This is a genomic window from Sphingomonas sp. GC_Shp_6, assembly GCF_026540835.1.
GTDB lineage: Bacteria > Pseudomonadota > Alphaproteobacteria > Sphingomonadales > Sphingomonadaceae > Sphingomonas.
In genome coordinates this window covers 112491-124268 of the sequence record NZ_JALNUO010000004.1, presented here as the reverse complement: position 1 = coordinate 124268, position 11778 = coordinate 112491, and the positions used below count along the sequence as shown (strand labels likewise).

The following is an 11778-nucleotide window of genomic DNA, read 5'->3' as shown; positions in this document are numbered from 1 at the left end:
GCATGGTCCGCCTGCCTTCACCGCGGATGACGCGGGCGCTCGTCGCCGCGCTCGCGCTGCTGCTCGGCCTGCTCGCGCTGGCGAGCGGCCTGGGCGCGACGATCGATCGCGTGCTCGATCCGGCGCGCTTCGCCGCCATGGCGCGGAGCGCCAGTGGGCGCGTCGTGGTCGTCGAGATGGATGCCGCGAGTGCCGCCGCGATCAAGCGCTGGCCCTGGTCGCGCGAACATTATGCGCGTGTGGTCGATAGGCTGCGCGCGGCGGGTGCGGCGTCGATCACGTTCGACGTCGATGTCTCCTCCCCTTCGACGGCCGATGGCGATCGCGCCTTCGCCGCGGCGTTGGCGCGCTCGGACGGGCTCGTGGCGCTGCCGACCTTCGCGCAGCAGGCGCGGATGGACGACCGGCGCAGCATCGATTCGCTGCCGATTCCCATCCTGCGCGATCACGTGACGCTCGCCTCGGTCAGCATCGCGCCCGATCCGGACGGCGTGGTGCGCGAGGCCCCGTTCGGCACGATGACCGACGGGCTGCCGCGGCCGTCGCTCTCCGCCAGCATCGCGCACCGCTCGGGCCGGGCGGACCATTTCTTCCCGATCGACTATGCGATCGATCCCGCGACGCTTCCCCGGCTCAGCTTCATCGCGGTGGAGCGGGGCGCGTTCGATCCGAAAGCGGTTGCCGGCCACGATATCCTGATCGGCGCGACCGCGATCGAGATGGGCGATCGTTATGCGACGCCGCATTGGAACGTCGTGCCCGGCGTGATCGTCCAGGCGCTCGCCGCCGAGACGCTGCTGCACGGCGTGCCCGTTTATGGCCATGGGACGCTCGTCGTGCTGTTCGCGTTCCTGCTGTCGCTGCTCGTGCTGCGCGCGAAGGGCGTGCCCGGCACCGCGGTCGCCAGCATCGTCGCGATGGGCACGCTGATCGGGGCGATCGGCTTCGCGCAGTTCCGGTTGCTCGCGATCTATCCGCTGGCGCCGGGGCTGGTCGTGCTCGGCGCGGCGATCGCCGGGCGGCTGGCGCTCCACGTCGCAGCGCGGTTCCAGCACGAACGGACGATCGACGAGGCGACCGGGCTGCCCAACCGCCGCGCGATGATCGATGCGTTCCGGGACACGGGCGCGGTGCGGATCGCGGTCGCGCAGATCGCCAACCGCGAGGCGCTCGTCGCCGTGCTGGGCGGCGATGCGGGCCGCGACCTGTCGCTGCGCATTGCCGAGCGGCTTCGGCTGGTGGCGGGCGGCGCGGTCTATCGGCTGGGCGATGCGCTCTTCGCCTTCGCAGTGCAGACCGACGAAGTTGAGGACGAGGTGTTCGCCGGGCTTCGCGCCACCCTGTTGCAGCCGATCGAGATCGCCGGCCGCCGCGTCGATGCGCAGGTGACGCTGGGCGTCGCGGACGGCATGGGGCAGGCGCTTCACCCGGCGCTGACCGCGGCGACGATGGCGGCCGAGACGGCGCTGCGGGAAGGCATTTTCTGGACGAGCGCGGGCGCCGATCTGGCCATGCTCGAACGGCAGATCTCGTTGATGGGCGAACTCGACGCCGCGCTGGAGGCGGGCGGGATCGAGGTCCATTACCAGCCCAAGCTGGCGCTGGCCGATGGCCGGATCGCGAGCGTCGAGGCGCTGGTGCGCTGGCGCCACCCGACACGCGGGTTCATCGGGCCCGATCTGTTCATTCCGATGGCCGAACAGACCGACCGAATCGAGCCGCTGACGCTCTACGTCATGCGCCGGGTGATGCACGATCTGGCCGCGTGGCAGCGGCTCGGCCATGATCTGACGGCGGCGGTGAACATCTCCGCCAAGCTGATCGCGGCCGAAGGCTTCAACACCGCCGTCGCGCAGCTTCTGGCCGAGCGGATCGTGGCCCCCGAGGCTCTGGTGTTCGAGGTGACCGAATCGGCGACGTTGGTCGATCCGTCGACCGCGGTGCGCGTGCTGGAGCGTTACCGGGCAATGGGGATCGCGATCTCGATGGACGATTACGGCACCGGTCAGTCGACACTCACCTATCTGCGCCAATTGCCGCTCTCCGAGCTGAAGATCGACCGCAGCTTCGTCCAGCATGCGCACGCCAACCGCGCCGATGGCGTGCTGGTGCGCTCGACGATCGATCTGGCGCACGAGCTCGGGCTGAAGGTGGTGGCCGAGGGCGTCGAGGACGAGGCCTGCCTCGCGTTTCTGAAGACGATCGGCTGCGACATGGTCCAGGGCTATCTCGTCAGCCGCCCGCTGCCCGAGGCGGGGCTGCTCGCCCTTCTCGCCGAACGGCGGGCCGAGGCGGCCTGACGGCGGCGCGATCAGGGCTCTGGCGGGTTCGGTGCGCAGGCGCTAGCGCACCGCGCGTGACCGCTTTCGCCCGTGCCCTGCTGCTGCTGTCGGCATTCGCGTCGCCGGCCGCCGCGCAGACCCTGCCGCACGTCCAGACCGACGCCGAGGCGCTGGCGCAGGATGCGGGGGAATATGCCCGGCATTATGGCGTTCCGCCCGACGAGGCCGCGCGGCGGCTGATGGCGCAGCGCGAGACCGTGGGCATCACCGATGCGCTCGTGGCCGCCTATGGCGACCGGCTGGCCGGCATCGTGGTGGAGCATCGCCCCGCCTTCCGCATCGTCGTGCTGCTGACCGGAAGCGACCCCGTGGCGGATCGCAGCGTGACGGCGGGCGGGATCACGGTGCCAATCGTCTTCCATACCGGGGCTACCGCCACGCGCGGCGAGATCGTGTCGGCGATCATGCTGTGGCAGGCCGATATCCGCGCGATGCTGCCGCATCCGCCGGGCATGGGCGCCGATCCCCGTACCGGCGCTATGGTGGTGATGGTCAACGAGTCGGACGCGGGCGACGCCGCGGCGCAGGACGCGCTCGCCGCGCGGATCGCCACGATGACCGGCGTTCCCGTTCGCGTGGCAGTGTATGATCGGCCGGCGGTGGACATGGCGGTGGAGGGCGGCGGGCGCATCGTCGGGCCGGGCGCGTCGGATGGCCGCCATTATGTCTGCACCACGGGCTTCGCGGTCTCCGACGGCACGCGCGACGGCATCGTCACGGCGGCGCATTGCCCGGACCAGGTCGATTATGTCGATGGTGCCGGCACCGCTGTCCCCCTGGCGTTCGTCGGGCAATGGGGCTGGGGGTTCCAAGACGTCCAGGTGAACGCCGCGCCGATGCCGCTCGCGGCGGACTTCTATGCCGATACCGCCAAGACCGCGCTGCGCCCCGCCACCGCGGTGCGGATCCGCGCCAGCACCCGAGCGGGCGATTTCGTGTGCCATCGCGGCGAGCGCACCGGCTATAGCTGCGCGGAGATCGCGATGGTCGATTTCGCGCCCGCGGGCGATCTGTGCGGCGGCGCGTGCTTGCCCACTTGGGTCGCGGTGGAGGGCCCCACCTGTCGGGGCGGCGACAGCGGCGCGCCGGTGTTCGACGGCGGCACCGCGCTGGGGCTCGTCAAGGGCGGGACGTACCGCAGCGACGGCAGTTGCGTGTTCTATTACTACATGTCGCTCGATTATCTGCCCGCCGGCTGGTCGCTTCGGACCGCCTCACGCTGAGACGGGTGGCAGCCGGCGCGCGAGGCTGCCGAGCGACGCGACGACCGGGCGGCGTGCCACCTGCCAGAAGGCCGAGAGCGACAGCAGCGCCGATCCGAGGACGAGCGCGGTCAGGGCGGCACTGAGCCCCAGCGCGCCCACGGTGCTGAACAGCGCGTGCATCGCATAAAGGACATAGACGAGGCTGGAGACGAGCAGCGCCCGCCGGTCCACCGCGAGCGCCACATAGGCGAACAGCAGATAGAGCGCGATCACCACGAGCGCGGTGCCGATCGCGATCTCGCCGCCGAATACGCCGAGCAGACGGAAGACGGGGTGCGCGATCATCGGTGCAGCGGCGAGGTGGAGCCAAAAAGCGACGTCGGCACGGCGCGTCCGCCGCAACGGATCGCTCATGTCCCACCACATCGCCACCGCGAACACGCCGAGACCGCCCACGAAGAGCAACGGCCACACCGCATCGGCCAGCCGCGGCACGGCGGCATAGCCGAGCGAGACGATCGCCCCCACCACCGCCACCGCCCCGGCCGCGACCGTGATCGGCACCATGAAACGCCGCCAATGCAGCCATGCCGCCAGTGCCGACGCCGCCGCGACCAGTGCCGCGGGCAGGCCGTTCGCCGCGTCGCCGTGGACGCTGCCGAGCAACAGCGCGAAGCCCGCCGCGGCGATGCCGCCGACGAAGGCGAGCAGCAGCACGATGCTGGGGAGTGCCATTCGCCGGCGCGCGGTGAAATATTCGGCCAGCGCCCAGGCGGCGGCGGCGACGAACACGCCGCCGAGCGGCGCCGCGATCCGGCCGCCCAGTTGCGCGAGCGCACCCAGCAGCAACAGGATCGCGATGGTGACGAAGATGTCGTTGAAGCCGGTGAGCAGCCGGAACTGCTCCTCGTCCGCCACCGGTGCGGCGGCGCGCGCGCCTATATGCGCGCGGAACGCGGCGGCGGCCTGCGCGTCGAGCGCGCCCGCCGCCACGGCTTCGTCGATATCGGCATCGCTGTACATGGTCGTGCGGTCTCCCCGGAGAGATCTTCGCACGCGTGTGTTACCATGGCAATACGGGTGAGGATCAGCCGCCCTGCAGCGCGCGGCCGATCAGCATCGACTGTTCGGCGCCCGATTGCGGCACGATTTCGCCCGCGCGATTGGCGATCGCGTCCCAATGCGCCGCCACGCCCTCGACGGACAGATCGTCGCCGTCGAGCAGCTTGCCCGGCGTCAGCGTGACGTACGACGTCTGGAACACGCCCGCGCCCGCGCCGAGGATCACGTTGGAAGGCGCGTCCTCCGAGACGAGGAACACCGCGCCTGGCGCCACCTTGTCGGGCGAGAACGCCTCGAACATGGCGGCGGGGAACAGCTCTTCGGTCATCCGCGTGCCCGCGGTCGGGGCGATGGTGTTGACCTTGATGTTGTTCTTGGCGCCCTCGATCGCGAGCGTTTTGGTGAGGCCCGCCAGCCCGAGCTTGGCAGCGCCGTAATTGGCCTGGCCGAAATTGCCGAACAGCCCGCTCGACGACGAGGTCATCAGGATGCGGCCGTAATTCTGCGCGCGCATCGTCTCCCACACCGCCTTGGCGGCATAGGCCGATCCGAGCAGATGGACGTTGACGACGAAGGCGAAATCCGCCGGCTCCATCTTGGCGAAGCTCTTGTCGCGCAGGACGCCGGCATTGTTGATGAGGATATGGACGCCGCCCCAGGCTTCCTTGGCCTTGGCGACCATCTCGGCCATCTGGTCGTATTCGGTGACGCTGCCGCCGTTCGCCATCGCGGTGCCACCGGCCGCCTCGATCTCGGCGACCACCTTCAGCGCGGCATCGGAATGGCCTGTGCCATCGCGCCCCACGCCCAGATCGTTGACCACCACGCGCGCGCCCCGCCGGGCGAGTTCGAGCGCATATTCGCGGCCGAGGCCGCCGCCTGCGCCGGTGACGATCGCAACCTTGCCGTCGAATCGAATGGACATGGAAAAGGCGCTCCCGCTGACTGGTGGAGCGCCTTTCCTAATGCGATCGCAAGGTCATGCAAGGCGGCTCGCCGGGAGCCGCCTTGCCGTAGCGTCAACGGCTTAGCGGCCGCCGCGCTGCATGCAATGGTCGTACTGACCCTTCTTGCAGATCGGGTATTTCGCCATCGGCGCCGGTGCCGGATAGGCCTCGGCAGGGGTGGGGGCCTGTTTGAAGGTCACGGGAGCGCCGGGCTGCATCGGGCCGGACATGCCGTTGCCCGTGGGCTGATAGCCGCCGGCGGGCGACGCGCCGTCGGCAGGGGCGGCCGGCATCGCGGCGCCCTGCGCCGGGGCAGGCGCGGTGGCCGGATCGCCTGCGGGCGGCGTCGGCTGCGCGGCAGGATCGGTCGGCGGCGTCGTCTGCTGCGTGGGCATCGCAGGGTCGCCCGCGGGGGTCGTCTGGGCCAGGGCAGGCGCCGCGATCAGCGCGGCGGCGGCGAGCAGAAGATGCTTCATGGAAATCTCCTAGGATTTGGACGCCTGAAACGAGCAGGCGTGAACCCCCAACGCGCGATCGCCGGGATGGCTCCTTCGTTTCGCAGCCGATTCCAATCGATCCGGCCCTATCCTTCCGAATCCAGCGCGTAACCGGCCGAACGGACGGTGCGAATCACGTCGGGCATCCCCGCCAGATTGATCGCCTTGCGCAGCCGCCGGATATGCACGTCGACGGTGCGCGACTCGATGTCGCTGTCATGCCCCCACACCGCATCGAGCAGCCGCTCGCGCGAGAACACCCAGCCGGGATGTTCGAGGAAATGCTTCAGCAGCCGGAATTCGGTCGGCCCCAGTGGCACCGCGGTTCCGCCACGGCGCACCTTGTGGCCGACGGTGTCCATTTCCAGATCGCCATAAGCGAGCGTCTCGCCCGCCAAGCCCGGCCGTACGCGGCGCAGCACCGCGCCGACGCGCGCGACCAGCTCGCGGGGCGAGAAGGGCTTGGTGACATAATCGTCCGCGCCGGTTTCGAGGCCGCGCACGCGGTCCTCTTCCTCGCCGCGTGCGGTGAGCATGATGATCGGCACGTTGGCGGTCTCGGGCGTGCGGCGCAGGCGGCGGCAGACCTCGATGCCGGACAGCCCCTCGACCATCCAGTCGAGCAGCACGATGTCGGGCGTGCGCTCGCGGGCGAGCAGCAGCGCCTCCTCGCCGTCCACCGTATGGGCGACCGCGAAGGCCTCGCGTTCGAAATGCCAGACGAGCAATTCGGCCAGCGCTGCATCGTCTTCCACCAGCAGCATGTTCGCGCGCGCCATTCCGATCCCTCCATGGAGCTTCGCTGGCGCTATGTGACGCACGTCTTACGGTTTCATGACAGCGACTGGCAGCGTAACGGTCACCGTCGTGCCGATCCCCGGCGTGCTGACGAGATCGAGCCGGCCGCGGTGCCGCTCCACGATGTGCTTGACGATCGCTAGGCCGAGGCCCGTGCCGCCGATCGACCGGCTGCGGCCGGGATCGACGCGGTAGAAACGCTGGGTGAGCCGCGGCAGATGCTCGGCCGCGATCCCTTCGCCCTGGTCGGCGACGGCGATGCGGGCCTGACCGCCGGGCGCGGTATCCAGCGTGATCGTGACGGGGGTGGCGGCGCGCCCATATTTCATCGCGTTGCCGACCAGATTGTGGAGCATCTGGAGCAACTGCGCGCGGTCCCCGGTGATGGCGGGCACCTCGCCCACCGCGCAGGTCAGGTCGGCGGCGCGCGCGCTGCCCGAGGCCTTGATCTCGGTGCAGAGCTGCGCGACGAGCGCGGGCAGGTCGATCCGTTCGCTTGGCGGCCGGTATTTCTCCGCCTCGATGCGCGAAAGCGAGATCAGATCCTCGATCAGCCGCTGCATCCGCCGTGCCTCGTCGAACATGATCTTCAGGAAACGCGCGCGGACCGCGGGCACTTCGCCCGCCTCGTCGCCGAGCGTCTCGATATAGCCCAGGATCGAGGCGAGCGGCGTGCGCAGCTCGTGGCTGGCATTGGCGACGAAATCGACGCGCATCCGCTCGGCGGCGTCGTTCAGCGTCTGGTCGGTGAGCGTCACCACACGCCGGCCGCGCCCGGCATCGCCGATCCGCATTTCCCAACGCTGCTCCGCTGAGCCTAGGCCGATCAGGTCGACCGCGCTGCTCTCCACGGGATCGGTGCCGCCGAACCGAGCTGCCGCGGCGGGGTGTCGGATCGCGAGCCGCACGTCGTCGCCGACGATATGCCGGCCGAGCAGCCCGAGCGCGGCGCGGTTGGCGCTGGCGATGCGCCGCCCCTCGACCAGCAGCATCGGCTGGTCGATGCCTTCGAGCAGCGCGTCGAGTTCGGGCAGCGCGGTGCTCTGCGCGGGAATCGCCGGCAGCGCGGCTTCGGCGATCGCCGGCGCGCCGAGGGCCAGCGCCGCCACCCCGCCCACCAGCGCGACGAGAAACGCCGCAAGGCCGCCGACCGCGAGCACGAGCAACGCGGTGCCCCCGATGATGACCAGGGCGAGCGGGGGCAGGGCGAGTCCGGGGCGCATCGGCGAAGTCTAGCCAGCCGAACGCCGTCGGTCACCCACCCGCGTCATGATCCCGTAACGATACCAATGACTTTTGCGGCCGAGCGTCACGCCAGCTTCACGATTGCGCAACGGCGGTGTAGTAACCGGGCGCATGGACGACGATCTTCCCGCCCCGCCATCGGCCCCCGAGCGCGTGCCCACGCGCCGCCGCGTGCTGGTGCTCGGCGCGGTGGGCGCGTCCGCGGTGGTGTCGATCCGTCCGGCGCTCGCGCAGAGCACGGGGTCGGTGCTCAACTGCGAGATCCCGGTGCCCGATCCGGGCCATGCCGGCGGCTATATCGACGCCGAGGGCAAGATCGTGCCCTCGGGAACGAAGGGCGCGTTTCCCGCCTCCAGCCGGCCGTTCAAGGGCGAGGAGGTGAAACGCGCGCTCGCCGACGGATCCTCGCTGCCCGGTGTCGATTCCGAGCGGAGCCGCGCTTATGTGAACTATATCCGCCGGCTGCAGCGCGGTCAGGGCGGTTTTACCTGTTTCGCATCGCTGCAGATGCCGCGCGCCTGAAGTGGCGCTCTACCGTGCGCCGCCGGCGGGTGCGCTGATCGCCGTGCCGCTGGATGAATTCACGGCCTTGTTCCATCGCCCGTCGGGCATCACGCATCTGCTGACCGCGCCTGCGCCCGAGATCCTGGCGGCGCTCGCCCCGGCGCCGATGACGCGCGCGGCGCTGCTCGCGCGGCTGGCGGACGATTACGACGTGGAGGGTGGCGCGGAGGCGCTGGCGGTGCGGCTCGACGAGCTGGTCGCCGCCGGGCTCGTCGCGACCCGATGAGGCACCGCTTCGCGGTACGGATCGGGCCGGTGGGGTTTCGCATCGGCGCCGACTGGCGCTCGCCGATCGCGGCGCTCGCCGACCTGTATCGCGACTATCCCGCGCCGGACGACGGCATCCCGGATTTCACCGTGCGGCTGTCGGCAACGCGGCCGTGGCGGCGGTTCGTCCGGCCGTCGGTGGCGATTGGCGGCGACTACACGCTGTCCGAAGCGGCGCCGCTGCCGCTTGCGCAAGGGTTGCTCGCGGCGGAAATGGCGATGAACCTGCAACTGGCGCTGGGCGGGCGGGGGCATCTGCTGCTCCATGCTTCCGCGGTCGAGCGCGACGGGCGGGCGCTTCTGATGACGGGCGTGTCTGGCGCGGGCAAATCGACGCTGGCCACGCTGCTGGCGGCGCGGGGCTGGCGCTTCATGGGTGACGAGTTCGCGCTGCTGTCGTTGACGAGCGGGGCGGTGCATGCCTTTCCCCGGCTGGTGAGCCTCAAGAACGAAAGCGCCGCCGCGGCGCGGGCGGCGTGGCCCGACGCGCGGTTCGGCCCGTTGCTGCGGGGCACGCCCAAGGGCGATATCCGTCACATGGTGCCCGATGCGCGCGCGATCGCGGCGATGGACGTGCCCGCCCGGCCGGCGCTGCTGCTCTTCCCGCGCTATGGCTTTCCCGCCGAGCGGCGCGGCGTGCCGCCGTCCGAGGCGTTCGTGCGGCTGACCCAGGCGTCCACCAACTATGTCGCGCTGGCCGAACGCGGGTTCGCCGCGCTGACCGGGCTGATCCGCAGCGTGCCGGCGGTGGCGATCGACTATCCCGACGGCGCGAGCGGCGTGGCGCAGGCGGAGGCGCTGTGGGACGCGCTGTGACCGCCGGCGCGCTGCCGCTCGCCCGCGCGCTCGCCGATCCGGCAGCGGCCGCCGCCACGCTGGATGCGGCCGGCTGGACCGCACTGATCGCCATGGCGCGCGCGGAACAACTGATCGGCACGCTGGCGGTGCGGCTCGACCGCCTGCCGCTGCCGCCCACGGTCGCGCGGCTGATGGCGGACGCGCGGGCATCGGCCGATCAGGGCCGCCGCGTCGCGTTGTGGGAAGCGGAGATGGCGCGGCGCGCCTTGGCGGCGCTCGGCTGCCCGGTCGTGCTGCTGAAGGGCACCGCCTATGTCGCCGCCGGACTGAACGCGGGGCAGGGGCGTTCGATCGGCGATCTCGACATCCTCGTGCCCCGGGGCCGGATCGCCGAGGTGGAGGCGGCGCTGATCGCGCAGGGCTGGGAATGGGTGAAGCCCGACCCTTATGACGACGCCTATTACCGCCGCTGGATGCACGAACTGCCGCCGCTCATCCATCGCGAGCGCGACCGGATGATCGACGTGCACCACACGATCCTGCCGCTCACCGCGCGCATCCGCCCCGATTCGAACGGGCTGATCGCGTGCAGCGTGGTGCTCGAGAACGGCCTGCGCGTGCTCGCACCCGACGACATGATCGTCCATGCCGCCGCGCACCTGTTCGCAGACGGTGATCTGGCGGGCGGCCTGCGCAACCTGTGGGACATACGCTGCCTGATCGTGGAATTTGGCACCGAAGCGCTGGCGGCACGCGCGGCGCACCACGGACTGGCGCGCGAGACTGCGCGTGCGGTGCGGATGGCCGCCGCGCTCTACAGCGATGGCGCAACGGCAGTTCGGCTGCGCGACCGGCCGTACCGGCGCCGGTTGCTCGCGCGCGACGGCTGGGGGCGCCCGATCCGGCGGGTGACGCGGCTCGCCTTCTATGTCCGCTCGCACTGGCTGCGGATGCCGCCGGCCATGCTCGCCCGGCATCTCTGGACGAAATGGCGGCGCTAGCGCGCCCGCGCCTTACGGAACGCTTTTACCAGCAGCAGCACGACGATGACCGCCACCGTGTCCGCGATCCAGTCGCGGATGTCGCAATCGCGGCCGAGGATCGGCATCGACTGCCCCACCTCGATCAGCGCGCCCAGGAACGACAGATGCTCGGTGAGCCGCAGCAGCGGCGTCCGCGGATAGGCGAAGGCTGCCAGCAGCGCGATCGTCGAGAAGGCGAGCACATGCTCGAACTTGTCGCCGTAATGATCGATCGGCAGCGCGGGAGGATGCGGCAGGAAGGCCATGGTGAGCGCGACGATGATCGCCAGGAACAGCGCGCCGCGCCAGAAGATCAGGATGCGGCTCATGCGTCCAGCCGTTCCAGCGCGGGCACGAGTTCGTCGAAGCCGTCGATCACCGCATCCGCGCCGAGCGTCTCCACCGGCTGCGTCATGAAGCCGAAGCTGCACGCGACCACCGGCAGCCCGGCGGCATGCGCACCCTTCACGTCGTAGATCGAATCGCCGACGAACGCCGTCCGCCCGCCGCCCGCGCGTTCGATCATCGCCTGGATCGGTACGGGCGAGGGTTTGCCGACACCCATCGTGTCGCCGCCGACGATGCAGGCGAATCGTTCGGTCAGGCCCAGTTCGCCGAGGATCGTGCGCGCGAACCGCTCGATCTTGTTGGTCATCACCGCCACCCGCACGCCGCGGGCCGCCAGCGTGTCGAGCGCGTCGAGGCAATGCGGATAGGGCTTGGTCAGCACGCAGATATGCGCCTCGTAATAGGCGAGCAGGCGCTGGTGCAGCGTGTCGAGCGTCGCTTCGTCGCAGCCGCCCGTGCGCTCCATTCCCTGGGCCAGCATGTGGCGGGCGCCACCGCCGATCATCGGCGTGATCTCCGCGACGGCAAGCGGTGCGCGGCCGATCGTGCCGAGCGCATGGTTCACCGCGGCGGCGAGGTCGCCGCTGGTGTCGAGCAGGGTGCCATCGAGGTCGAACCCGATCAGGTCGAAGGGAAATCGCGTCATCGCCGCGCCGCGTGCCCGCCCGCTCTGGAATTGGCAA

13 protein-coding genes are annotated in these 11778 nt (G+C 70.6%); 6 read left to right on the top strand and 7 right to left on the bottom strand.

All coding sequences use genetic code 11. The features are described 5' to 3' along the window. The first annotated feature begins 2 nt into the window (after nt 1–2). Nucleotides 3–2300: an EAL domain-containing protein gene (locus tag OXQ95_RS06885; RefSeq protein ID WP_267380938.1), complete on the top strand. Its 2298-nt coding sequence runs from the start codon at nt 3–5 to the stop codon at nt 2298–2300. A gap of 56 nt (nt 2301–2356) precedes the next feature. Further along, entirely contained in the window at nt 2357–3565 is a 1209-nt protein-coding gene (locus OXQ95_RS06880; RefSeq protein ID WP_267380937.1) for a hypothetical protein, read from the top strand. Here OXQ95_RS06880 and OXQ95_RS06875 read toward each other — a convergent pair. The 5 genes from OXQ95_RS06875 to OXQ95_RS06855 all read right to left on the bottom strand — a co-directional run bounded on the left by OXQ95_RS06875 (nt 3557) and on the right by OXQ95_RS06855 (nt 8074). After that, the gene (locus tag OXQ95_RS06875) at nt 3557–4570 is read right to left on the bottom strand and encodes a hypothetical protein (RefSeq protein WP_242095893.1); all 1014 of its coding nucleotides are present in this window, start codon (nt 4568–4570) and stop codon (nt 3557–3559) included. The two genes, OXQ95_RS06880 and OXQ95_RS06875, sit on opposite strands and share 9 nt — an antisense overlap. A 64-nt stretch (nt 4571–4634) precedes the next feature. After that, nucleotides 4635–5534, bottom strand: a complete 900-nt coding sequence (locus tag OXQ95_RS06870; RefSeq protein WP_267380936.1) for an SDR family NAD(P)-dependent oxidoreductase — start codon at nt 5532–5534, stop codon at nt 4635–4637. A 102-nt stretch (nt 5535–5636) separates the two neighbouring features. Continuing rightward, complete coding sequence (locus OXQ95_RS06865) at nt 5637–6032, bottom strand: hypothetical protein (protein ID WP_242095891.1); 396 nt, start codon at nt 6030–6032, stop codon at nt 5637–5639. Nucleotides 6033–6139: 107 nt separating this feature from the next. After that, nucleotides 6140–6832 carry a phosphate regulon transcriptional regulator PhoB gene (phoB, locus tag OXQ95_RS06860; RefSeq protein WP_242095890.1) on the bottom strand — a complete coding sequence of 231 codons (693 nt, stop codon included), beginning with the start codon at nt 6830–6832 and terminating at the stop codon, nt 6140–6142. Between the two features lie 45 nt (nt 6833–6877). Continuing rightward, complete coding sequence (locus tag OXQ95_RS06855; protein ID WP_267380935.1) at nt 6878–8074, bottom strand: ATP-binding protein; 1197 nt, start codon at nt 8072–8074, stop codon at nt 6878–6880. Nucleotides 8075–8207: 133 nt separating this feature from the next. Here OXQ95_RS06855 and OXQ95_RS06850 point away from each other — a divergent pair, with 133 nt between their 5' ends. The 4 genes from OXQ95_RS06850 to OXQ95_RS06835 are packed head-to-tail and all read left to right on the top strand — an operon-like array spanning nt 8208 to nt 10726. Beyond that, on the top strand, nt 8208–8618 hold the full coding sequence (locus OXQ95_RS06850) for a hypothetical protein (RefSeq protein WP_242095888.1): 411 nt from the start codon (nt 8208–8210) through the stop codon (nt 8616–8618). 1 nt (nt 8619) lies between these two features. Next, entirely contained in the window at nt 8620–8886 is a 267-nt protein-coding gene (locus OXQ95_RS06845) for an HPr-rel-A system PqqD family peptide chaperone (protein ID WP_242095887.1), read from the top strand. Beyond that, nucleotides 8883–9743 (top strand): HprK-related kinase A, encoded by an 861-nt coding sequence (locus tag OXQ95_RS06840; protein ID WP_267380934.1) that lies wholly within the window; start codon nt 8883–8885, stop codon nt 9741–9743. Before OXQ95_RS06845 ends, OXQ95_RS06840 begins: the two co-directional genes overlap by 4 nt. Continuing rightward, nucleotides 9728–10726, top strand: coding sequence for a nucleotidyltransferase family protein (locus OXQ95_RS06835; RefSeq protein ID WP_267380933.1), 999 nt, complete (start codon nt 9728–9730; stop codon nt 10724–10726). Before OXQ95_RS06840 ends, OXQ95_RS06835 begins: the two co-directional genes overlap by 16 nt. On the opposite strand, the gene OXQ95_RS06830 is transcribed toward OXQ95_RS06835, so the two are convergent. Then, on the bottom strand, nt 10723–11076 hold the full coding sequence (locus OXQ95_RS06830; RefSeq protein WP_242095884.1) for a hypothetical protein: 354 nt from the start codon (nt 11074–11076) through the stop codon (nt 10723–10725). The genes OXQ95_RS06835 and OXQ95_RS06830 overlap by 4 nt on opposite strands. Continuing rightward, nucleotides 11073–11741 carry an HAD-IA family hydrolase gene (locus OXQ95_RS06825; protein WP_242095883.1) on the bottom strand — a complete coding sequence of 223 codons (669 nt, stop codon included), beginning with the start codon at nt 11739–11741 and terminating at the stop codon, nt 11073–11075. The genes OXQ95_RS06830 and OXQ95_RS06825 overlap by 4 nt, the downstream gene beginning before the upstream one ends. Nucleotides 11742–11778: the final 37 nt, after the last annotated feature.